Annotated in this window: 20 protein-coding genes and 1 pseudogene; 5 read left to right on the top strand and 16 right to left on the bottom strand. The window is 42.4% G+C overall.

Annotated elements, in window-relative coordinates:
- Positions 1 to 35: 35 nt before the first annotated feature.
- The 10 genes and pseudogenes from NR125_RS23090 to NR125_RS23050 all read right to left on the bottom strand — a co-directional run bounded on the left by NR125_RS23090 (position 36) and on the right by NR125_RS23050 (position 12,601).
- The gene (locus NR125_RS23090) at positions 36 to 656 is read right to left on the bottom strand and encodes a class D sortase (protein ID WP_009331612.1); all 621 of its coding nucleotides are present in this window, start codon (positions 654 to 656) and stop codon (positions 36 to 38) included.
- Positions 657 to 1,048: 392 nt separating this feature from the next.
- Positions 1,049 to 2,198 (bottom strand): annotated as a pseudogene (locus NR125_RS23085) (glycosyltransferase family 4 protein).
- Positions 2,195 to 3,529 (bottom strand): UDP-glucose dehydrogenase family protein, encoded by a 1,335-nt coding sequence (locus tag NR125_RS23080; RefSeq protein WP_256816190.1) that lies wholly within the window; start codon positions 3,527 to 3,529, stop codon positions 2,195 to 2,197. The pseudogene NR125_RS23085 and the gene NR125_RS23080 overlap by 4 nt, the downstream one beginning before the upstream one ends.
- Before the next feature lie 169 nt (positions 3,530 to 3,698).
- Positions 3,699 to 3,800, bottom strand: coding sequence for a cytochrome bd oxidase small subunit CydS family protein (cydS, locus tag NR125_RS29965; protein WP_019383178.1), 102 nt, complete (start codon positions 3,798 to 3,800; stop codon positions 3,699 to 3,701).
- A 12-nt stretch (positions 3,801 to 3,812) separates the two neighbouring features.
- Complete coding sequence (locus NR125_RS23075) at positions 3,813 to 4,838, bottom strand: cytochrome d ubiquinol oxidase subunit II (RefSeq protein WP_009331615.1); 1,026 nt, start codon at positions 4,836 to 4,838, stop codon at positions 3,813 to 3,815.
- A complete protein-coding gene (locus tag NR125_RS23070) occupies positions 4,835 to 6,181 on the bottom strand; it encodes a cytochrome ubiquinol oxidase subunit I (RefSeq protein WP_009331616.1) in 1,347 nt (448 codons plus the stop codon). The genes NR125_RS23075 and NR125_RS23070 overlap by 4 nt, the downstream gene beginning before the upstream one ends.
- A gap of 462 nt (positions 6,182 to 6,643) precedes the next feature.
- Positions 6,644 to 7,288: an SDR family oxidoreductase gene (locus tag NR125_RS23065; protein WP_009331617.1), complete on the bottom strand. Its 645-nt coding sequence runs from the start codon at positions 7,286 to 7,288 to the stop codon at positions 6,644 to 6,646.
- Positions 7,289 to 7,360: 72 nt separating this feature from the next.
- Positions 7,361 to 7,975, bottom strand: coding sequence for a serine/threonine protein kinase (locus NR125_RS23060; RefSeq protein WP_009331618.1), 615 nt, complete (start codon positions 7,973 to 7,975; stop codon positions 7,361 to 7,363).
- A 298-nt stretch (positions 7,976 to 8,273) separates the two neighbouring features.
- The gene (locus NR125_RS23055; protein WP_009331619.1) at positions 8,274 to 10,649 is read right to left on the bottom strand and encodes a M14 family zinc carboxypeptidase; all 2,376 of its coding nucleotides are present in this window, start codon (positions 10,647 to 10,649) and stop codon (positions 8,274 to 8,276) included.
- Between the two features lie 134 nt (positions 10,650 to 10,783).
- Positions 10,784 to 12,601, bottom strand: coding sequence for a Xaa-Pro dipeptidyl-peptidase (locus tag NR125_RS23050; RefSeq protein WP_009331620.1), 1,818 nt, complete (start codon positions 12,599 to 12,601; stop codon positions 10,784 to 10,786).
- A 329-nt stretch (positions 12,602 to 12,930) separates the two neighbouring features.
- On the opposite strand from NR125_RS23050, the gene NR125_RS23045 reads away from it, so the two are divergent.
- From NR125_RS23045 to NR125_RS23035, 3 genes are all read left to right on the top strand, one after another.
- Positions 12,931 to 14,289 carry a DUF4910 domain-containing protein gene (locus tag NR125_RS23045; RefSeq protein ID WP_009331621.1) on the top strand — a complete coding sequence of 453 codons (1,359 nt, stop codon included), beginning with the start codon at positions 12,931 to 12,933 and terminating at the stop codon, positions 14,287 to 14,289.
- Positions 14,290 to 14,543: 254 nt separating this feature from the next.
- Positions 14,544 to 14,693, top strand: a complete 150-nt coding sequence (locus NR125_RS23040; RefSeq protein ID WP_009331622.1) for a hypothetical protein — start codon at positions 14,544 to 14,546, stop codon at positions 14,691 to 14,693.
- Between the two features lie 95 nt (positions 14,694 to 14,788).
- A complete protein-coding gene (locus NR125_RS23035) occupies positions 14,789 to 15,781 on the top strand; it encodes a potassium channel family protein (protein WP_019383172.1) in 993 nt (330 codons plus the stop codon).
- Here the strand turns inward: NR125_RS23035 and NR125_RS23030 are convergent.
- Positions 15,778 to 16,185: a YugN-like family protein gene (locus tag NR125_RS23030; RefSeq protein WP_009331624.1), complete on the bottom strand. Its 408-nt coding sequence runs from the start codon at positions 16,183 to 16,185 to the stop codon at positions 15,778 to 15,780. The two genes, NR125_RS23035 and NR125_RS23030, sit on opposite strands and share 4 nt — an antisense overlap.
- 288 nt (positions 16,186 to 16,473) lie before the next feature.
- On the opposite strand from NR125_RS23030, the gene NR125_RS23025 reads away from it, so the two are divergent.
- Positions 16,474 to 16,962 carry a nuclease-related domain-containing protein gene (locus NR125_RS23025; RefSeq protein WP_256816189.1) on the top strand — a complete coding sequence of 163 codons (489 nt, stop codon included), beginning with the start codon at positions 16,474 to 16,476 and terminating at the stop codon, positions 16,960 to 16,962.
- Between the two features lie 148 nt (positions 16,963 to 17,110).
- On the opposite strand, the gene NR125_RS23020 is transcribed toward NR125_RS23025, so the two are convergent.
- From NR125_RS23020 to NR125_RS23010, 3 genes are all read right to left on the bottom strand, one after another.
- Positions 17,111 to 17,254 carry a hypothetical protein gene (locus NR125_RS23020; protein ID WP_157380175.1) on the bottom strand — a complete coding sequence of 48 codons (144 nt, stop codon included), beginning with the start codon at positions 17,252 to 17,254 and terminating at the stop codon, positions 17,111 to 17,113.
- A 193-nt stretch (positions 17,255 to 17,447) separates the two neighbouring features.
- Positions 17,448 to 18,797: a glucose-6-phosphate isomerase gene (locus NR125_RS23015; RefSeq protein ID WP_009331625.1), complete on the bottom strand. Its 1,350-nt coding sequence runs from the start codon at positions 18,795 to 18,797 to the stop codon at positions 17,448 to 17,450.
- Between the two features lie 214 nt (positions 18,798 to 19,011).
- Positions 19,012 to 20,175: an iron-containing alcohol dehydrogenase gene (locus tag NR125_RS23010; RefSeq protein ID WP_009331626.1), complete on the bottom strand. Its 1,164-nt coding sequence runs from the start codon at positions 20,173 to 20,175 to the stop codon at positions 19,012 to 19,014.
- A gap of 197 nt (positions 20,176 to 20,372) precedes the next feature.
- Between NR125_RS23010 and NR125_RS23005 the strand changes: the two genes are divergently transcribed.
- Positions 20,373 to 20,606 carry a DUF378 domain-containing protein gene (locus NR125_RS23005; protein ID WP_009331627.1) on the top strand — a complete coding sequence of 78 codons (234 nt, stop codon included), beginning with the start codon at positions 20,373 to 20,375 and terminating at the stop codon, positions 20,604 to 20,606.
- 65 nt (positions 20,607 to 20,671) lie between these two features.
- On the opposite strand, the gene NR125_RS23000 is transcribed toward NR125_RS23005, so the two are convergent.
- Positions 20,672 to 21,916, bottom strand: coding sequence for a Glu/Leu/Phe/Val family dehydrogenase (locus NR125_RS23000; protein WP_034296254.1), 1,245 nt, complete (start codon positions 21,914 to 21,916; stop codon positions 20,672 to 20,674).
- Positions 21,917 to 22,066: 150 nt separating this feature from the next.
- Entirely contained in the window at positions 22,067 to 23,266 is a 1,200-nt protein-coding gene (locus tag NR125_RS22995) for an ornithine--oxo-acid transaminase (RefSeq protein ID WP_009331629.1), read from the bottom strand.
- Positions 23,267 to 23,476: the final 210 nt, after the last annotated feature.

Here is a 23,476-nt window from a genome sequence, read left to right as displayed (position 1 = left end):
TCTTTTCATCATTTCCTCTTTTCATTCCATTTAATTCAGTTTTTTTTAATTCCATTAACTTTTAATTTTGCCTGCACAATTAGTCTTTTTTTAGGATTTTCTTCCCCTATTGGCGTGCACGTTACTAATGTAATATAAGGATTGCTTTTATCCCTGAGGACTTCCACTTCAGTCCGATCCACAATTAAAGTTTGATCAACAACGAACTTATAATTACCTTGCTGTGTCTTTATTTCAATTTCATCATTGACCGAAAGCTCGTCCAATCTATTGAATTGTTTACCATAAGCAAATGCACGATGCCCAGCAATCCCCACATTATGAACCCCAAATTGCTTTTCTGGTTCAATCATGCTCACTCCAAGACTTAGTGACTTTTCATCTGCACCTTCAAAGATAGGGATCGCTGCATCAATTCTTGGAATAAGAATTACCCCCCTTATCCCATCTTCCAATGAAGTATCTTTGCCCCCTCCAGCCGTTGAAGAGGTTATTGTTGTGCTATTCATTTCCCCTATCATTTCAAAAGCTGCTATTAATTTCTTTTGCTTCGAATCCAGCAACATTTTTTCGATTTGAGGATACAATACTAAACCCAGTCCTAAAAATACAGAGCCTGCACCTGATAAAAGCCGCAACTTATTTCCTCTATACACTCCGCTTATCAGCCTCCTGTCGTGTTCATACATAACTAAAACGCACACCCTAAATAATATCTTTGTTATCTTACAAATCTCTTAAACTGCCTTCTTACTGGAGGGACCTGCGGATAGAGCAGAAAGTATTAATTACCCTAAACTAATGATCCATTCTTATAAAACTCCAAACACCCCTACCCCCATCTAATTTAAGATGGGGGTCATAGATCTTTAACAGGAAGATATAGGGATAACCTTATGTCCTTTAGAATCCTTCAAGCTGAGGCATGTAAGTTCCAAACTGAGGCTTGGTCTTGGGCCTGTTTTTTTTGGACGATCATGTTTTTAGTGTTCAACTCCTGGCATCATCGGCACCCTTATTATTTCTGAAAAGGCAATCCTATGTAAATTCACTCCGGAATGGATTCGCGCTTCTCTCCACTCTCCCCTATAACCGCTTTATATTGACCTATTAGATTATCAAAGATTCCATCCCACTTCTGCGTCAACGCATATTCCCTGCCATCAAATCCCATTCGGGTTCTGACTTGATGGTTCTTGAGAAGACTTGTGATCGAAGAAGAGAAATTCTTCGCATTTCCAGGTTCACACAAATAACCTGTTACACCATTCTGAATAATGCTTTTAACTCCCCCCGCATTCGCACCAATTACAGGCGTCCCGCTGGCCATTGATTCAAGCACAACGTTTCCGAAGATTTCTGTAGGAGATGGAAAAACAAACAAATCTGATGCTGAGTACACTTCGGCTAGCTGCTGGGCTGTTAAATAACCAGTAAAGGTCATGTTTTTGGGAGCTGCTTCCTCTATTTGTGCTCGAAGTGGTCCGTCCCCAACTATTAGCCAATGAATATCTTCGTCAAAATGAGGAGGGAGTAATTGCGCTATATCAAGGAGGATATCTACATTTTTTTCAGATGCCAATCTGCCTGCATAGGTGAGAAGGTATTTTTTGCTGATGGAGTATTGCCTGCGGACTGATAATTTATCATAGTATGGGTGGAACAGCTTGCAGTCGACACCTCTTGGCCATAATTCCAAATTTGAAAATCCATGCTGCTTTAATTGCTGCAGTGTTTCTGCCGAAGGAACAAAGATTTTTTCTAAGGCGCTGTGAAACCAGGTCATGTATTTCCAAAGTATGTTTGACAGAAATTTGAGATCATAGAATTCAAGATAATAGTCAAAGTCAGTATGGTACGATCCCACTAAAGGGATTTAACTTTTTAGCACAGTAAAGACCGCTAAGCCCCAGATTAAAAGGTGTGGCAACATGTATTAAATCGGGCTTAAACTTTTCAAGTTCCTCTTTGATTTGAAAATAATTCGGAAAAGCCACCCTGCATTCTGGATATAGGAAAAAAGAGGCACTTTTGAATCGGCGAATATAGGAAGAAACATACTCATCTGATTGGCTGGATGGCGCAAAAATTTTCAAGGTGATTTTCTGTTCGCTTAGATAATCTGTAAATCTTTTGAGTGTTTTCGCGACTCCGTTAATGTCGGGGTAAAAAGTATCAGTGAAGAAAGCTATTTTCATATAATCTTCCCTTCCATTATTTTATCTTGTATGATAGATGGCCTTCCAATTGAAATATAGCTGATAGAATGTCTGCGGATGTCTCGAAGAGAGTAGTAGTTTCTCCCGTCAATTATAACGGGGGATTTCATTCTTTCTATATATAACTCCAGCGGAAGATGTTTGATTTGATCCCATTCCGTTGCAATAATAGCCAAGTCCGCATTATCTAAGGCTATTTGTAAATCCAGCGTATATTCAATTTCATCGCCTAAAACCTGCCTCGCATTGGTGACCGCGGCAGGATCATAGGCGATAACCGATGCATCATTTTCCAGAAGTCTTTTTGCGATCTTTAATGACGCGGCTTCCCTGACATCATCTGTATCCGGCTTAAATGCAAGACCCAGAAGAGCCACTCTTTTGCCTTCTAAGGAACCCAATACATTCTTGGCTAGGCTGACGGGCAAGGTCTGCTGACGATTATTCACTTTGATAACCGATTCGAGAAGATCAAATTTGTGTTGTACATTACCCGCTAATTGCACAAGTGCTTTTGTATCTTTTGGAAAACAGGTACCTCCGTATCCAATTCCAGCCTGCAAAAAATACGGCCCTATTCTCTTGTCTTTTCCAATCCCATATGCAACTTCTTCAATGTTGGCTCCAGTTTTTTCACATATTGCAGCAATTTCATTAATAAAACTGATTTTGGCAGCGAGGAAGGCATTTGATGCATACTTAATCATTTCAGCACTTTTCGTATCGGTCTTAATAATAGGTATTTTTAGAGGAAGATAAAGCTGTTCCAATTTTGCTGCTGCGCTTTTTGACTCGGTTCCTAATATTATTCGGTCGCCGTTGAAAAAATCAATGATTGCCGAGCCTTCTCGCAAAAATTCAGGATTGGAAACTACCTCTGCCTGGTGGGGCGGAGGCTTTACACTTTGAATAATTTCTTTGATTTTGTCATTTGTCCCAACAGGAACTGTGCTCTTTGTGCAGACAATAACATCATTTTCAATGCACATTCCAATAGAATAAGCTGCTGCATGAACGTAATCCAGGTTAGCTGTCCCGTCATGGTTTTCCGGTGTACCAACTGCAATAAAAATTATTTCTGCATCCTTATAGGCCATTTTAGGGTTTGAAGTGAATTCTAATCGGCTGCTCAAGAGGTTATTCTTCAGCATTGGCTCCAGTCCTGGCTCAAAAATAGGAGACCGCCCCGTTTTAAGAAGCTGAATTTTTTCCTCCTTAATATCTGTACAAATCACATGATGGCCCATTTCTGCTAAACAAACCCCTGTAATTAATCCCACATAACCTGTTCCGGCAACAGCTATTTTCATGCGATCCCTCCTGATTTATCTTTACTGACATTGTACTGATGGAAATTTAAAACATTCTTTAGGACGTGTTAAACTATTGTAAAAATATGTTTCAGCTTTTTTTGGCAATAAGTACTTATTAGCCTTTCTTACATTAAAAAAACAGCCCTAATTGGGCTGCCTGCAATACTTACTCCTCTATCCGCTCATCCTTCCCCGCCAGCCAAAAAGCCGCGGCAATGGAAGCAATGATCACAATAAACGGCGCATAAAACATCACAAATTCCGCCATGAGTTTTCCCTCCTATGCATGATCGTCCCGCTTTCCCTGAACATAGTCTTTATTGAAAAGGAACAGCCTGAGAAGCAGATAAAGGGACGGCAGGAGCAATCCCAGTCCTGCTATGAAGGCAATGATCAGGGCGATGGCCATAGCTTCGTTTGTAAAGCCGTCATAAATGGTCAGGTATGAATAAAGCAGGTACGGATAATGCGAGATTCCGTAGGCAAAGAACGCCACAAGGAATTGCCCTGCCAAGAGCCCGAATGCAAGTCCGTACATTTCTCGCTTCCATATTAGATAAACAGTTCCTGCAAACAGAATGAATGAAATGCCGAACAGCCACCATAGGTCCATTAATCTGCTGAAATGCTCAGGATTGTGATCCCGCAATTCGACAATAATGCCTGTCGCTGTTACGATAGCAGGCACCGCCCATATAAGGGCATATTTTCTAAGCAGCTCAGTAGCTGGTTCATCGTTTGCTTTATTGGCATACCACGTCAGGAACACTGCTGATATATATAATACTGCTGCCAAACTCAGCACAACAATGCTCCACGTAAGAGGACTTGTAAACAATGCCCAATAGTCAAGCTCCAGTCCCGCTGATCCTTCACTAACGAATCCGCCTTCAGAAATGGTCAGGACAATGGACAGGGAAGCTGGGATGAAAAGACCTGAGAGCCCATACAGGTAGGTCCACCTTTTTTGTCTTAGCCCTCCGTATGTGGTAAAGGCGTAATAAGAACCGCGGATGGCAAGAAGGACTACTGCAATGCTTGCCGGCACCAGCAGGATCGTTCCATAATAGTAGGCTGTTTTCGGAAAAAATCCGACAATGCCTACGAAGAAAAACACCAGGAACACATTTGTAACTTCCCAAACCGGTGATAAATAACGCTGTATGATTCTCGTTAAAATATGCTGCTTACCGCGGAATAGACTGTATGCGTTGAAAAACCCTGCTCCAAAGTCAATCGAGGCAACGATGACGTAACCAAATAGAAATAGCCATAAGACGGAAATTCCGATGATCTCAAGAGTCATCGCAGCTCACCTTCTTTCTCCAGTTCCCGGTCGGCCAATTCCTGTTCGACAGGATTTTTGCGGAACATTCTAGTGAGGACAATGATGCTTCCGATTGCCAGCACGAGATATAAGCCTGCAAACAGAAGAAGCATTAAGTCTACTTGGCCGCTTGAGGTTGCCGCATCTTCAGTACGCATGATACCCCTCAGAATCCACGGCTGCCGGCCCACTTCCGCAAACCACCAGCCTGCTTCAATCGCAATGATGGATAAAGGGCCGCCCAGAACGATCAGCCAGCGGAACCATTTCGACTTAACAAACCGCATTTTAAACCAGGTGCCTAAGACATAGATGAGTGAAAGTGCCGTCATCCACATGCCGATAGTCACCATCAGGTCAAACAGGTAATGGATATAAAGCGGCGGAATTTCATCTTCTGGAAATTGATCGAGTCCGATAACTTCTGCATTTGGATTGCTGTGCGCAAGGATGCTGAGTGCATAAGGAATCTTAATCGCATATTTCACTTCACCGTCTTCAAGGACCCCGTAGAGCATTAACGGTGCCCCTTCTTTTGTTTCAAAATGCCACTCGGCGGCAGCCAGTTTTTCCGGCTGGTATTCTGCGAGATATTTTCCGGAGAAATCACCAATTACCGCTGTAGCGATCGAAAAAATCAATCCGATTTTCATTGTAAGCAGCAATGCCTTCTTATGGTAGATATGATTCGATCCTTTTAGAAGGCGAAAGGCTCCTATTGATGCCAGAACAAACGCTGATGTCATATAGGCTGTTGAAAGCACATGCGCTACCTTCGTTGGCATGGCGGGAGTGAACATCGCCAGTATCGGGTTAATATTTACAAGCTGCCCATTCACAATGTCAAAACCCTGAGGTGCGTTCATAAAAGCATTTACAATTGTAATGAAAATAGCTGAAAATGAAGCCCCAATTGCAACCGGGATCAATAAAAGCATGTGCTTCTTCTGATTCTCAAACCGATCCCACGTATACAGATAAATCCCAAGGAAAATCGCTTCAAAGAAAAAGGCAAATGTCTCCATAAAAAGAGGCAGTGCAATGACATTGCCTGCGAGTTCCATAAAGTTTGGCCACAGCAATGAAAGCTGCAGGCCGATGGCAGTGCCCGTAACAACACCGACTGCCACCGTAATGACAAAACCGCGCGTCCATCTTCGCGCGAGCAGAATATAATGCTCATCCTGTTTTTTTATCCCCACCCATTGTGCAATCATAATCATGAGCGGAATGCCAACACCAATGGTTGCGTAAATGATGTGGAAGGATAATGTCAGCTCAGTTAAGACACGGCTGAAAAAGACAGATTCTTCATTTCCCATTTAACATTCTCCTTTTCCTATCCTGCAAAAATGCGGCCAATAAAAGAAAGCCCCATAATGATAGCCACTGTAAAAGCAAGCCACATTAATATGCGTTCCTGTTTTTTATACATTCATTCGTTCACTCCTCCAGAATGCTCACTACATCACATTATTCCCCAGTTCCGGACTAAAAGCTGTGACACTTAAACAACATTTATATGAGGAAAATGTGAAAGTTATGTAATTCCTTTTACAGCTTCCTATTCCCTTTTGAGAAGCAATTAAAACGAAAAGGACATTGGAATTTCCAATGCCTGTAACTTATATGTGTTTTGGCGTATAAATAGCCATAAGCAATATAATTTTTACCCTTTTCTTATGGGCAGACACCTGTGTTTTATAATTTAATCTTCTCTAAACGGCACAATATATACTTGATTTTGCCAATAAAAAACCCGGTGCATACACACCGGGCAAGAGTTATAAATTATTCACTGCAGTTTCTGCATCTTCTTCACCTGATACCAGGTCAAATGCACGTTTATAGGTGTTCTCTTTATCCAGGACAGCGTACAGGGTTTTGGCTACATCCTCACGGGGAATGAAGCCACGCTCCAAATTTTCTGCTGCTTTGATTTTGCCGGTTCCGGCTTCATCTGTCAGGCCGCCTGGACGAACGATAGTGTAGTTCAAGCTGCTGTTTTCCAGAATTCTGTCGGCATAGTGCTTTGCCGCGTAATAAGGCTTGATCGTTTCACTCCAATTATCACGATTATTCGCCTGAATAGCGCTGACCATAACAAACCGATCCACACCAGCCTTCTCCGCCGCTTCTATTGTTTTTACAGCTCCATCAAGGTCAATCAGCAGAGTTTTGTCATAGCCTGTATGTCCGCCTGAACCTGCAGTAAACACAATTGCATCACAGCCTTTGGCAGCTTCAGCCAATTCATCAACCGTTCCTTCAAGACTTGCAACTGCCGTCTCAACACCCATATCTTCAAACTGCCGGGCCTGCTCTTCTTTTCTGATCATCGCTCGTACTGTATGTTTATCTTCTTCTTTAATAAGCTTTACCAGCTGCTTTCCGATTTGTCCGTTTGCTCCGACGATTAGAACTTTCATGGATACCGCCCCTTTCTGTGTTTTTGTGATATTTATTATTTCAAAAGAAAAATGCTATATCAAATGAACTGTTTAGGAACCCATCCGGACAATCCGTTTTTTATAAAGAGCCGCAATCGTATTCATGATTAATACAGGAATCTTCTTTGGAAAATATTTTTTTCTGTAAAATTTATAGAATGCATGCTTCAAGTCGTCCCACTGTGTACAATTCTTCGTCTGTTTAAATCGGGCAACATCAATGATCTTAATATGGCCATCATCTGTAAGAATAATATTGCGCAAGTGGATATCCGAAGGGTTCAGCCCTTTTTCCCTCGCAAGCTTTAAAGCCTCATCTATCTGCCTGATTTTCTCCTCTTCTATCGGGACTCCCTTTGCGAGACATTCAAAGAGAGTCAAACCCTGTACATAATCAATCACAATATAGTTATCTCCAGACCCATACAGAGATGGGTAATATGGGTGGTCAGGGAGCGCCTTGTAAATTTCCGCCTCTTCCCTGGCAATTTTCTTAAACTCAGGGAAAAATACTTTTAATACAAGATTAGTTCCTTTTATCCTAAAGGCAAATGCACTTCTTCCTGCTCCTATAAATTCCAAGCTGTCATCTTTCTCAAGAAGTCTGGTCCAATTAAGGCTCCTGGAAAATTTCACACTTTCTGCAAGCTTTTGATATGGTTTCATTTTAAACCTCCCTGTTCCAGACTCTCCCCTAAAAATAAAAGGCACTGAACCATTTATTGGTCTCAGTGCCTTTTAAACAAAAGAGACCTTACCAAATTAATGGTAAAGGTCTCGCAAGCAACGTTGTGTTGCCAGTAAAGCCGGAGATTTATCATCTCGTATTGACGACTCTACTTAACAGCTACTCCCCTTCAGGAAGAATCCGAACTATTTTGTTAACTTAATTATATGATTCAATCATCCATTAGTCAAATGATACGTTCCTCCCGAAACTGAATGGGTACTCCCTAAGGGGACTTTACTTTTCAAAAATAGAATTTGAAAGCAATCGGAAGAGGTAATCAGTATGATCACGGAAGCCGGCTTCAAGGCCAATTAGTGTAACATCCTTATCCTGCTCTTTCACCATGATGGCCTGGCCCTGTGCAGCACTGCGGTTTTTCCAGTGTCCCGCTACGAAGAAGTTTTCTTCATCAGCAATGGCTGCAAGCACGTCATCATTCTCTGTGCCCGTATACCAGACTGGACGGTAAACGAATCCAAGATCATCTCTACTGTAGCCTGCTGTTGCGCCAGTGCCTTTATAATCTACCTTAATAATTCCGTTGCTATTGGATCCTCCAGTATTGATAATATCATCTGTCAGGCCCAGGGTCTTTGTTGCACGGGAAGCACCGGCACCTACAGCAATATATTTTCCTCCTTCAGAAACGAACTTTTCTACATTTGCTTTAAATGCAGCCAGTTCTTCCTGATTTTTAAGGCCAAATTCTTTATTGGCATTACTCAAATTCAAAGAAATTAAATTTTCCGTTCCACTGTAAACAAAGACATCATGGGAAGCAAGGCCAGTATTTGCAACCTCCGCTGGAGTCAATTCCGTTACACTAAAGCCTAATCTCTCAAGAGACAGTTTCGTGCCTGAATGAGATTGCGCTTTGTTCATCCCTCCATCTTTTAAAATGCCTACACTCATTTCTTTAATTGTCTCTGCATCTGCAGGAACACTTCCTGACATGATATCTAGGCCGGACTCTTTAACAGCCGCTGAAATAGCACTTGCTGATCCTTCAGCATAGAAGTTTCCTTCGCTGTCGCGTTTAACCATAACCCCCTGCTTAAGCAATTCGTTCACAAGCTGAACTGCTTTCACTGAGCTGTTCGGAATAATAAATGGCCCTTTTCCGCTTAGTGAACCCTGTTCTTTTACATTATTCACCTTTGTTGCCGCTGCCTTTACATCATTTTGAACAGCGATTGCTTCAAAGCCCCATAGTTCTGGAAGACTCCAGGCAGAAATATCATACATGGCCGGTGTATCATCTGTTATATCCTCACCATCCCACAGCATGGTGTTTGCCAGACCTGCCTTTGCCTGATCCATTGGAACGATGTAAGTGCCCTTTGGATAGGAATTGCCGTCTGCTGCAAATGCTTTTGACGCCTGAACAACCTCGATATCATTCTTAATTAAATGATTAACAGCCTTATTTACTGCGGTTGGATCTTCCTCATTCACTGGAAGAATATATGCTTTCGGGAAATGCCCTTCTTCATGAAAAGGATGATCAAAATTAATGCCGCGCTTAAACATTTCAATTTGGTCTGTAATCATTGCTTCCTTGTTATCGGTTGAATATTTCAGTGCTCCCATAATGGCATTGTACATCCAGCGGACGCCGTCTTCGTCATTTGTCGGAGCTTCAAGGGTATGGCCATAAGCACCATGATACATGGCATACATCGGGGTGAAAATTGGCGGATAATCGTCCCAGCCGGCGGAATCATCCCGCTGCGGAATATATGCACCATCCATTTCTTTATACAGGGTGCCTGTGTAAAGAGCCTTGTCTCCCATAATTTCTGCTTCCATTGCTTCTGCCTGATGATTAGCCCATTTTTGATATAAATCATATTCATAGTTAGGATTATGCGGAGGTGTACAAGGTTCAATCAAACCCTGTTTGTTTGGTGCATAATTTTTCACATATCCGTGAGTATCCAGGAAGACCATCGGATTCCACTCTTTAATAAGAGACACGGTTTCTTGCGTTTCAGGCTGTGATTGCGTGATAAAATCACGGTTCAAATCAATTCCTTCGCCATTAAAACGGGTCGCATCCACACGGCCATCCGGGTTCTGCACCACGTTAAAAATAAGGATATTATTGTCCAGAATCTCCTTTGTTTCCCCGTCATTCTGTGTGGCAAAACGTTCAATAAGCTGCATCACAGCATCGCTTCCCACAAACTCTGTCCCATGGATCGACCCATTGATCATGATTGGCACTTTAAAGTCCGGGTTATCAGCAATCCAATCCTGGGCTTTCTCCGGATTTTTGAACATTTGCTTTCTTAAGGCCTGAATTTTACCGAACTTGCCCTGAGCACCCGGATCTGCAATGGTCACGACATATAGAGGGTATCCATCCGCGGAAGTACCTTTTACCTCCACTTTCACTCTATTAGACTGTTTTTCAATTTCTGCAAGTTTTGTCCCTATTACTGAGAATTTCATAAAGTCATAGTTTTCACTATTGAATAAACTTCCTTCCTTTTCCTCTGACACATTAACATTGACCCACTTTGGGCTGATCGCATGAGCAGCACTTAAAGGAACAGATGCCAAAATACCCGCTGCCAAAACTCCTGATAAAGCTTTCTTTTTATTCATTATGTACCTCCAGATGCAATAGTTTTGTATATTTATGAGATAGATTTTATTTTAATTCAATGTATTCAATTGTGGCAATGCAACTATTTTCCTAAAAAGAAAAGAGGGACCCAGAAATGATCCCTTCTATTTTTCTACTTAAATGCTTTAACTCCACCTTGCACAGGAAGCATTATATGGCTTCTCTCCGGGTCGATGGTTATTTTCGTGCCTGCCCCAGGTCTGATTGTATAGTTATAATCACTTGATAGAACTACTACTCCCATACGATCACCTTTTTTAAATACATAATCATCCGGCTGCATATCCCATGTAAAAGTGTATTCACGGTCCGGCGTCAGTCCTGAAGATCTATTTTTACTGTGAAGGTTTTGCGGATCCATCCACCCTCTAGTAACAATTTCCGGCTTTCCTTCCCCATATTTAACAAGGAGGGCAGTTAAGTTGGCCGTTTTCCGGTCAATGCTTGCACGAATTTGAATTTCCGGGGTTCCGCTCATCCGAATGTCGTTTTCTAATGGAGGCGTCAAATAGACGAGCCTATGAGGTAATGAAGAATCAGGATTCAGGGCCAATTCTTCAGCCTTGATTGTGGCATCATCCACAAAATGCTGATTCTCCTTATTCTTGTTCGGTACAGGATGCAGTTCTAAGCTGCCCCCTCCATCGGAAGCCGGTTTAAAATGCAATTTTGCGTCAGAGGTTCCCTTAGCCGGCCAGTTTGCCTCAGTATGCCATGTTTTATCCTCCCTCTGGATGTCAACCATTGGTTCATCCATGACATTATTTTTAATATCATAGAGCCAGTAATCAAACCATTTATTTAAAGTTGGTAGCCATACATCGCGTCTGAAGCTGTATGGGCTGGAATGGCCGCCTTGATGAAGCCACATTTTTCTGGGAACATTATTATCGCCAAGCGCTTGCCACCAATCTGAAAAATGCTTTGTTTTAACATTCCAGTCATTTAACCCATGGACAATAAAGACACTTGCTTTAACCTGATCAGCATCCTTTGTATAATCCCTTTTACTCCAGAATTCGTTGTAATCCCCGGTTTCCCTGTCCTGGCCTTCCGTTAATCCTTTTATGACATTGCTGCAAGCTTCAGGGTTTTGCCTGGTTAAAATGGCTTCTGCCATGTTATCCGCATCTTCCCCCTGGTATCCGCCTGGCGCTATCACAGCACCATTCGAACGATAATAGTCATACCAGCTGCTTATGGCCGCTATTGGCACAATCGTTTTCAGGCCTTCAACTCCTGTTGCTGCCACAGCATTAGGGAGTGTTCCATTATAAGATACTCCTGTCATCCCCACATTCCCTGTTGACCAATCAGCTTGTATTTCCTGTCCCTCTGCATTAAAAGCTTTCGTTCTGCCATTCAGCCAATCGATTACAGCACGAGTTCCAAGGATCTCATGCTCATCGCCGGTTGTAGGACATCCATCCGACAAGCCTGTCCCTACACTTTCTGCAAGAACAACCGCGTAGCCTCTTGGTACAAAATAGTCATCATAATAACCTGGGAGATTTGCCTGAGGGTTACCTTTTTCACCTTTGCTTTTCCCTTTCTTGGGTACAGAGTTCAGTTCTGTATCCACGTCATAAACCGGGACACCTTTAATTCCAGAACGGTAAGGACTCATTTCATAAATAACAGGAACCTTTAAACCTTCCTCTGTTTCCTTTGGCCTGATAATATCAGCACGTATTCGATCCAGCTTTCCATCTCCATCACTGTCAGTTGCTGTTTCAACAAATACTCTTTCGACAATGGCATCATCCAGAGAAAAAATGGGCTGTGTCATGCCATTTTCGACTTTAATCCGAGATTCAGCCAAGGCCATGCTGCTTTGATTGTCTTTACCTGCTGCAGGCAAAATCCCTCCTGCAATTAGCGGGAAAACGATAACTGAGGCCATGACCACTTTTAATGCAGCTTTTTTCATAAAAATCCCCCTATTTAAAATAATGTTATAATTTTCAGAATAAATCAAAAGTACGTAAGTTTCGATAGTCGAAAGACCTGTATTTTTCTAGTTGCATATGATCATAAACTATCAGTCTCCTTCAAAGGTCATGATTTTACATGTCTGCTGTCCAGATTTAGTACTTTAAATCTACCATTTTTTACAATTCGAAAAGGTAGAATCTTACTTTTCTCACACATCTGAAATATCTGCTAGTCTAATAGATTCGTTTTAACTCTTTATTAAAGGAAGCGGAGATATGTAAGCGAATACATATAGCTGGATTACTAGTCGAGGAGGAATAAAAGATGAAAGTTGGAAGGAAAGCTTCTTCAATTATGCTTGCAGCCGTTCTGACAGCTTCAAGTTTGTATGCAGTGCCTGTTCAATTTGTGCAGAGTGCTGAAGCAGCACAAAGTAAAGCTTTGGATCCTGGCTCCAAAGCATTTGATCAGAAGGTAATTGCAAGGGTCGATGCATCCCGCATGATGGAGGATGTCAGCTATTTATCTGAAACCATAGGGCCGCGGGTTGCAGGAACAGAAGCAGAAAAGCAGGCAGCTAATTTTATACGCAAACGCCTGGAGTCCTATGGCTACACAGTAGAAACACAAGAGTTCAGCATACCGGATAAAATGGCTGGAGATTTACACACCAGTGATCTGAAGGAGGTTCTTATAACCATTCCTTCCGGATCAGGATCAACGCCTGAAGAAGGAATTACTTCTGAATTATATGATGCTGGATTAGGCAGGGCAGCTGATTTTACAGAGGAAGCCAAAGAAAAAATAGCACTTATTTCACGCGGAGAGATTAGTTTTGCGGAAAAAGTTACAAACGCAGTGAATGCCGGTGCTGCGGGAGTTCTAATTTATAACAATGTGGATCAGCCAGCACCCATGAATCCTTCAATTGGAGGCCCATATGACATTCCGGTGGGAAGCATAACAAAGGCAAGCGGAGAAGCACTACTTCAAGATGTTGCTGCACATAACAAAACGGTAACACTGACTGTCAAGAGCTTTAAAAACATAAGATCGCAAAATATTATTGCCACCAAGCACCCTAAGCCTAATAAAGGCGGGGAAACTGACATTGTCCACATTTCTGCACATTTTGATAGTGTACCATTTGCTCCTGGGGCTAGCGATAACGCATCCGGAACCGCTGTTGCCTTAGAGCTGGCCAGAGTCCTGAAAAGCTATCCCGCTGACAAAGAATTGCGTTTTGCTTTTGTAGGTGCAGAAGAGATTGGTCTTCTTGGTTCTCAATATTATGTGAGCCAGCTGAGCGGCAATGAAATAGAGCGAAGCATCGCAAATTTCAATATGGATATGGTAGGCACAGCATGGGAAAATGCCACTGCGATTTACATGAATACCCTTGATGGCCAGGCAAATATCGCAACAGAAGCCGCCATTGCCACAGCCGGGCGGATTGGCACCCCATCTGAGCTGGTTCTTTATCAGCGCGGAGCTTCAGACCATGTTTCTTTTCATGATGCAGGAATCCCGGCAGTCAACTTTATCAGACGAGAACCTGCCACTGCCAATCTTGAACCGTATTACCACACACCACTTGATTCCATCGAGCACATTAGTGCCGAGCGGATGAAAGAAGCCGGTGATCTAATAGGCGCTTCGGTTTACAGCTTAATTCGAAAATAGAATTGACTTAAAGAATCCCCGGATTTTCCCCGGGGTATTTTTTTTCGTTTTTTTACTTTCAGGCTATTTAGTATAAACGATGCGTTTACGAGCAAAATATGAGGGTAAATTATATTCGTTCTAAATTTCATGTTCAAATTATTAAGGGATTTACCGTTTAAATGGAAAAGAAATCGGGTAACATAAATGTAACAATACTAAGGCATTTACTATCTGCCCGATAGTCCTATATATCCCTAAAGGAGGGAGTCATCATGGATTTTGAACACGAGGCTGTCATACTACAAAGAGAACTCTCCCTTCTCATGGATGAATATGAAAGGTGCGAGATTGACGACGTGAAAAATGAAATATCAAAGGACATTCAACTGCTGAGCCGTGCAATAGACGATATACTTAATTAAAGTATATGCTGGCATGGCTTTTTTTTATATTCTATGCAGCTGGCATTTTTTAGCAGTCAGCTGCTGAAACCTTTTTGAAATTTAGGAGGGGTAATATGCCTCAGCACATCTATTACAGTTTCATACGTTTGCCCTTAGTAATCAGAATTCTGCTGATTGCCCTGATGGTGATCTTTCTATTTGGCGGATTAATACATATTATTGAACCCTCCTCCTTTCCGACATTTTTTGATGGAATCTGGTGGGCGGTTGTAACCGCTTCAACTGTCGGTTTTGGAGATTTTTATCCCAAAAGTACTGCAGGGCGAATAGTGGGTATTGCGCTTATTTTTACAGGAGCGGGCTTTCTGTCTACCTATTTTATTTCACTTGCAACAGCAGCAGTTACCAGACAGAATGACTTCCTGGAAGGAAAGATCGAATATCGGGGTCAAAACCATATTGTTGTGATCGGCTGGAACGAGCGCTCAAGGGAGATCGTCAATACTCTTGGAGGCGATGGGATGAACCATTCCATTGCCTTAATAGATGAAACACTAAAGTCTAACCCTGTTCCCCACAATAATGTACATTTTATTCAGGGTCGCGCTAACAGAGATGATGTACTTGTGAAGGCAAATATCTTTGATGCCCAAAAAGTAATTATAACAGCTGATCAGAACAAAGATGAACTGCATGCTGACATGAATTCAATATTAACCTTATTGGCAATCAAAGGATTAAACCGGGATGTACAATGTATTGTTGAAATATTAACTTCAGAACAGGCAGCCAACGCCAAAAGAGCGGGAGCCGATGAAATTGTTCAAACGAATGTTCTTACTAGCTTCGTCATGATCAACAGCGTCTCTTCCCAGGAGCTTGTTACTTCATTCCTTGATTTGCTGGGACAGCTTGATAAACGCAAATTAACTTTTCAGCCTGCATCAGAAGAAGTGGAAAATAAGACTTTTGTTGAACTTAGTGCTGAGCTTATGAAAGAAGGCATTCTGCTTTTGGGTGTTAAAAGAGGGGAAGAAACTCTGGTTAATCCTCCCCAGCCTTTTAGAATTCTTCAGCAGGATCAGCTGATTGTTATACTCGGTTAATCTCTTAATAATTTAGACTCCAGCTCTTCGACAAGCGCTTTGCCGAGATCAATGAATTCTTCCGGAAAACTGGCATCCTTATCCACAGGCTCCGAGAATTGATCAAAGGAGGCGCTGAAATTCCCTGTATAGGCGTGGTCATCCAGGCCGCGCTGATACTTATGGGAAAGCAGAAACGGCCTGCCTATTTCCACCGTACAGCTTGGATCATCAAGCTGCCCATCAATTGCCTTAAATGGGACCCTTAAAAACTGGTACCCCACCTCATCATCAATTTTGTAATCAAAAGATCCGTGATCATAATCCCAGTTCCCGCCAATCGAATAGCCAATCGGCTTCAAAGCCTGCTCCAGCTTATATAAATCAAAATGCTTTCCTTCCGCTTTTGAAGGTATCTCAATCACTGAATCCATCCCCTTTTACGCTTTTTGCTTAGTTTCTCCAATGTAAGGGATATCATGAATGCGATTTCCGAAGATTATGTTTAGGAATTTGAGGTTTCGCGAATATAATTTAGTTTTCGCGATTATCTGCAGAAAATCGCGGATAACTCTGTGTTTTTCGCGGATATATGTAAAATCTCGCGGAAATTATTAAGGTTTTTGCGGTTAAGTGCTATTTTCGTTTTTGGAAAGAAGGAATTCCATTCTTAAAAGCGGAATTATCATTACTTAGAAAGGAGTGAAACCTATTTGATAATAAAAAATCGTTTAATACCTATCAGAATCCGACAGAACGAGGCCCTAATCAGGCGAATCCCAGCTACTCATCCACAGAGATCAACTATAGAAGGTGATTTAGCTAAAAGAAGAGTCAGTTATCGAGGGGAACAGTCGCTGGATTATTATTTAAGTCACCTGCCTGATAAGGAATTTACTATCCTGCATGATTTAAGGCTTTTTAATGGAAGCACTTATTCCCTCATTCTTTCCCCATACTTCGCTTTAATTATTGAAGTGAAAAATATCCTTGGAACCCTCCTTTTCGATGAGACCTTTAATCAGTTCATAAGAACTCGGAATGAAAAAGAAGAAGGCTTCCCTAATCCTCTTATACAAGCCAAGCGCCCAGAAAACACAATTAAAAACCTGGTTAATCCAAAACTTAGCAGCCGATATACCAATAGAATATCTAATTGGCATAAGCAGCCCCTCTACTATCCTGAAAACTTCTGCAGATAGCACACATGTTCCATTTCGCGTTATTCACATCGAACACCTTATTGAAAAAATTAAGTTCTTCAAACAAAGTTATCCTATAGAAGTTATTACATCTCGACAGATTAAAAAGATTCCGAGAGCACTGGTTATAAACCATGTACCTGGATTTTTAAATGTCTTGGACCGTTACAATATCTCTTCTCAAGAAATTATTAGTGGTGTTCAATGTCCAAGCTGTCTTATTTTCCCCATGCGGCGGATCCATGGAGATTGGCTGTGCCCCCAGTGCGGGTGTAAGAATAAGAAAGCTCATCTGCCCGCTATCCAAGATTATCTTCTTCTGATTAGTCCTGCTATACAAGCAAGCCAGAGCCTTCCTTCATTTAGCTTCTGAAGATACCGCATCTCGACTTCTGTCTGTAATGCCCAGTTCAGGCACTAAAAAAAGGCAGAATTTACTTTCTTCAATAAAAAAACGCCCACCCGCAGGCAGACGCTTTTCACTATTACTTTAATCTCTTTTCAAGTTCAGCTTTTTTCTCTTCAAATCCTGGTTTTCCTAACAGAGCGAACATGTTCACTTTATATGCTTCTACTCCAGGCTGGTCGAACGGATTCACTCCCAGCAGGTAGCCGCTCATTGCACAGGCTTTTTCAAAGAAGTAAACCAGGTAGCCAAATGTGTAGGCATCCATTTTTGGTATGGATACGATCAGGTTTGGCACTCCGCCGTCTGTGTGTGCAAGCATTGTCCCCTCAAAGGCTTTGTTATTTACAAAGTCGACAGTCTCACCCGCAAGATAGTTCAGGCCATCAAGATCATTCTCTGCTTCTTCAATGGTAAGCTCATGGCGTGATTCTTCCACCTTGATAACCGTTTCGAAAAGGTCCCGGCGGCCTTCCTGCACATACTGGCCTAATGAATGAAGGTCAGTGGAGAAATTTGCTGAAGAAGGGAAAATTCCTTTCTGATCTTTTCCTTCACTTTCACCAAACAGCTGCTTCCACCACTCTGCAAAATATTGAAGTCCTGGTTCGTAGTTGATCAGCATTTCAATCGTTTTGCCTTTGTTATAAAGAACATTGCGGACCGCTGCGTACTGGTATGCTGCATTCTCCTGAAGCTCAGATTTGCTGAAGTCATCGCGTGCCTGTGCAGCACCGCTCATCATATCTTCAATGTTTGCACCGCTGACAGCAATCGGCAAAAGACCAACTGCTGTAAGGACTGAATAGCGGCCTCCTACGTCATCCGGAATAATAAATGACTCATAGCCTTCTTCTGTCGCAAGAGTCTTTAGAGCGCCTCTTGCTTTATCGGTTGTAGCATAGATTCGTTTACGCGCTTCTTCCACACCATATTTCTCTTCCAGCATTTTGCGGAAAATACGGAAAGCCAATGCAGGCTCAGTTGTTGTGCCTGATTTTGAGATAACATTGATGGACCAATCTTTGCCGTCAAGAAGGTCCATTAAATCCTTCATATAAGCGGAACTAATATTGTTGCCGGCAAATAATACCTGCGGAGTGCCGCGCTTTTCTTTTGGAAGTGCATTATAGAAACTGTGCTGAAGCATTTCAATAGCCGCACGCGCTCCAAGATAGGAACCTCCAATTCCAATGACGATAAGAACATCGGAATCGCTTTTAATTTTCTCAGCAGCTTTTTGAATGCGGGAAAACTCTTCTTTATCGTAGTTTGCAGGCAAATCGATCCAGCCTAAAAAGTCACTGCCAGCTCCAGTTTGTTCATGAAGGGAGTGATGGGCTACCTTCACGGCATCCTGCAGATATGTAATTTCATGTTCGCCAAAAAAAGGAAGTGCTTTTGCGTAATCAAAACGAACGTGTGTCATGAATGTCCTCCAATTTTTCTCAAATTTAAACAGCCTTCAGTAATTCTGGCTGTCATCCTTATACCACTTTAACGAAAGCCTTAAAGTTAATCAAGAATCATCCTCTAATGTAAGCGTGTCCAATTTTGACATATTTTTTACGCGCAAAAGGTGATTGTCATTTTTCGGCGAAAATTGTAAAAGGACTCTGCTTTGGCAGAGTCCAGCCTAATATTTATAAAGAAGCGCGGTAGATTGAAACCACGTCATCATGATTTAATTTCGCGAAATTGCCGAATTCTCCGTTGACAGTCGCTTTGTCTGCCATCAATTCGATCTTGCTGTCATCAATATCATAATCAGCCAGGCGTGAAGGTGCACCAATGCTGTTCCAGAATTCACGAAGCTTTTCAATGCCTTCAAGCGCAGTCTCCTCATCTGTTTTTCCTGCCGGATCCACGTTAAATACACGGATAGCCAGCTGCTTGAATCGCTCAGGCTTCACGTTCAGATTATGCTTCATCCAGTTCGGGAACAGAATGGCCAGACCCCCGCCATGAGGAATATCATAAACGGCCGATACAGCATGCTCGATGTTATGTGTAGCCCAGTCTCCCCGGTAGCCCATATTCAGAATACCGTTCAATGCCATTGTGCCGGAATATAAGATGGAAGCACGATGCTCGTAGCTTTCAAGGTCTTCAAGGAGCTTAGGAGCTGCTTCCATAATGGTAATCAGCAGGGATTCACACATGCGATCCTGAAAATCGGTATTTTCTTCAAGATGGAAGTAATGCTCCAGTACATGGGACATCATGTCCACAATTCCATATACCGTCTGATTCCTTGGCACCGTGAACGTATTAACAGGGTCAAGAATTGAAAATTTAGGGAAAGTCACAGGACTGCCCCAGCCATATTTTTCGTTTGTTTCCCAGTTTGTAATTACAGATCCTGCATTCATTTCAGAACCGGTTGCCGCTAGTGTAAGAACGGTTCCAAACGGCAGAGCTTTTGCAGCAAATGCTTTCTTGATGACTAAATCCCAGGCATCGCCATCATATTTGGCACCAGCTGCGATAGCTTTTGTGCAGTCAATTACACTCCCGCCTCCAACTGCCAGCAGGAAATCAATGCCTTCAGTTTTGCAGATTTCAACGCCTTTGCGGACAGTGGAAATTCTTGGATTAGGCTCAACGCCTGATAGTTCAAATACTTCAGCCCCAATTTCATGAAGCTGTTCCTTCACTTTATCATATAAACCATTGCGCTTAATGCTTCCCCCGCCATACACAATAAGAACCTTCTTGCCATACTGCGGGATTTCAGTCTGCAATTGGGAGAGCTGATCTTTCCCAAAAATTAATTTAGTCGGATTATAAAAGGTAAAATTTTGCATATCACCATCTCCTTTTCCACATCATTATCTTTCAAATTTTCAGCTAATGCAAAAAGTACGATTCGAAAGGCGGACATTATATATGCCGGTTCTCAGATCATCTATTTCATTATGGCTCTTAACGATTATTACGATGAATATTTTTTATTTCCGTGCAGCAACATAATAGTGAACCTATACTACAAGGAGGAAACATCATGAGTGGCATACAGCGTATTGCACTGGTTCTAACAATTATTGGCGCTATTAACTGGGGTTTAATCGGATTCTTCCAATTTGATCTTGTGGCAGCTATCTTTGGCGGTCAGGATTCAGCCCTTTCAAGAATAATATACGGTCTTGTGGGCATTGCGGGCTTAATCAATCTGGGGCTTCTCTTCAAACCAAATGAAGAGCTGGAAAGAGAACCTGAAGCAAGGCCAACCCGTTAATGCATGCAAAAAATCCTTGCACATTGTGTGCAAGGATTTTTTTGTTTTATATATCGATTACCGAATTACACCCAGCCTCTGAAGCGGGATGCTTCAGACATTTTTCTCGCGCCGACCATGTAGGCAGCAAGACGCATATTTACTTTTCTTTGCTGTGAAGTCTGATAAACATTATCGAAAGCTTGAACAAGCACTTTTTTCAGCTTTTCTGTAACTTCCTCTTCAGTCCAATAGTACCCCTGATTGTTCTGTACCCATTCGAAATAGGATACCGTCACACCGCCTGAACTGGCTAACACATCAGGAACAAGCAGGATTCCCCGATCTGAAAGAATTTTTGTCGCTTCAAGAGTGGTTGGGCCATTTGCTGCCTCTACTATGATGGAAGCTTTAATATTATGGGCGTTTGCAGCGGTAATCTGATTGGACACAGCCGCAGGAACCAGGATATCGCAATCCAGTTCAAGCAATTCTTCGTTTGTCAAAGTGTTATCGAAAAGGGTCGTTACCGTTCCAAAGCTATCGCGCCTATCAAGAAGGTAATCAATATCCAGGCCATTTGGATCATATAGAGCACCATAAGCATCTGAAATGGCGACCACTTTAGCGCCTGCATCATGCATGAATTTTGCCAGGAAGCTTCCTGCATTTCCAAACCCCTGAACAGCCACACGTGCTCCTTCAATGGAAATGCCGCGCTTTTTCGCAGCTTCCTCAATGCAGATCACTACACCCTGTGCAGTTGCCTTTTCCCTTCCTTGCGACCCGCCGAGAACAAGCGGCTTGCCTGTGATAAATCCGGGAGAATCATACTCACGGAGTCGGCTGTATTCATCCATCATCCAGGCCATGATCTGTGAATTCGTATAAACATCCGGAGCAGGTATATCTTTTGTAGGGCCAACGATCTGGCTGATTGCCCTTACATATCCTCGGCTTAAGCGTTCCAGCTCTCCCATTGACATGGAACGGGGATCACAAATGATGCCGCCTTTCCCCCCTCCATAAGGAAGATCCACAATTCCGCACTTTAAACTCATCCACATGGATAAAGCTTTTACTTCATCCTCATTTACTTCAGGATGAAAACGGACACCGCCCTTTGTCGGTCCTACCGCATCATTATGCTGTGATCTGTAGCCGGTGAAAATTTTTGTCGACCCGTCATCCATCCTTATCGGGATTCTTACCGTGAGCATCCTCAGCGGCTCTTTCAGCAGCTCATACATCTCATCTGCATAGCCGAGCTTGTTCAAAGCTTCTTTGATCACAACTTGAGTTGAAGTAAATAAATTTAAAGACTCTTCCATTTTTTGTTCAGTTTCTTTACCAGCTACTCCTGCAGCTCCCATCATGGCACCTCTTGATTTTAATATTTAGGAAAATTACAGCAATACTCCATAACCGGCGGCCCTGCATCACAAATTCAGACACAAGGGCCAACTGTCCGTATAATTGTATTAGCTTAATACTTTATTGATTCTTTCAATTGCCCAATCAAGCTCTTCTTCAGAAATGACTAAAGGAGGGGCAAAACGAATAACCGTGTCATGCGTTTCTTTGCAAAGCAATCCTTGTTCTTTAAGCTCTTCACAATATTTGCGAGCTGGCTCATTCAGCTCAACACCGATAAATAAGCCGCGGCCGCGCACTTCTTTAATAACCGGATTATTAATTTCTTTTAATTTGCTCATGAAATAGTCGCCCAGTTTAAGGGAACGGTCTGCCAGCTTTTCTTCAACCAATACGTTCATGGAAGCAACAGATACGGCACAAGCCATTGGGTTTCCTCCAAATGTTGAACCATGTGATCCAGGATTAAATACCCCAAGAACATCTTTATTCGCAACTACGCATGAAATCGGGAATACTCCTCCACCAAGCGCTTTCCCTAAAATGAACATGTCAGGATCTACATCTTCCCATTCGCATGCAAACATTTTTCCGGAACGCGCAAGGCCAGCCTGAATTTCATCTGCAATGAATAATACATTGTTTTCCTTACAAGTTTCATATGCTTTTTTCAGGAAGCCTTCCGGAGGAATCACAATTCCAGCTTCACCTTGGATTGGCTCAATTAAGAAAGCCGCCGTATTCTCAGTGATTGCTTCTTTAAGAGCGTCAAGATCTCCGTAAGGAATCAGCTTAATGCCTGGAAGCATAGGTCCGAAGCCCCGCTTATATTCTTCTTCAGAAGAAAGCGAAACCGCTGTCATTGTACGGCCATGGAAGTTACCTATACAAGCAATGATCTCTGCCTGGTTATCTGCCACGCCTTTTACATCATAAGCCCAGCGGCGTGCAGCTTTGATTGCCGTTTCAACCGCTTCCGCACCAGTGTTCATCGGAAGGGCCATTTCTTTATTTGTCAGTTCACAGATCATTTCATACCAAGGCCCCAGCTGATCGTTATGGAAAGCACGGGAAGTTAGCGTTACGCGGTCAGCCTGATCCTTCAGCGCCTGGATGATTTTTGGATGGCGGTGCCCCTGGTTTACTGCTGAATAAGCACTTAGCATATCCATGTATTTATTGCCTTCAGGATCTTCCACCCAGACACCTTCCGCTTTCGAAATAACGATTGGAAGCGGGTGATAGTTGTTTGCACCGTATTTTTCAGTTTGTTCGATTAGTGAATGTGATTTTGTCGCTTCAGTCAATTAAAATTCCTCCTTTTTCAGAATAGTCCTTTATATTGTAACGTTAAGCTATTCTTCTTTAAACTATTTAGGGTTTTAGCATGCACAGGATATGAAAAATCCTGTGCATGCTTTACAAGTCTTAGTACATTTCAGAAGTAGTCTTCGCCTGCATGTGCAGAAGAATGTAGTCAGGGCCGCCCGCCTTGGAGTCAGTTCCTGACATGTTGA

Source organism: Cytobacillus sp. Bac17 (assembly GCF_024519925.1).
Taxonomy (GTDB): Bacteria; Bacillota; Bacilli; order Bacillales; family Cytobacillaceae; genus Cytobacillus; species Cytobacillus pseudoceanisediminis.
Note: the sequence above shows the minus strand (reverse complement) of the source record. Positions and strands in the feature narration are given on the sequence as shown.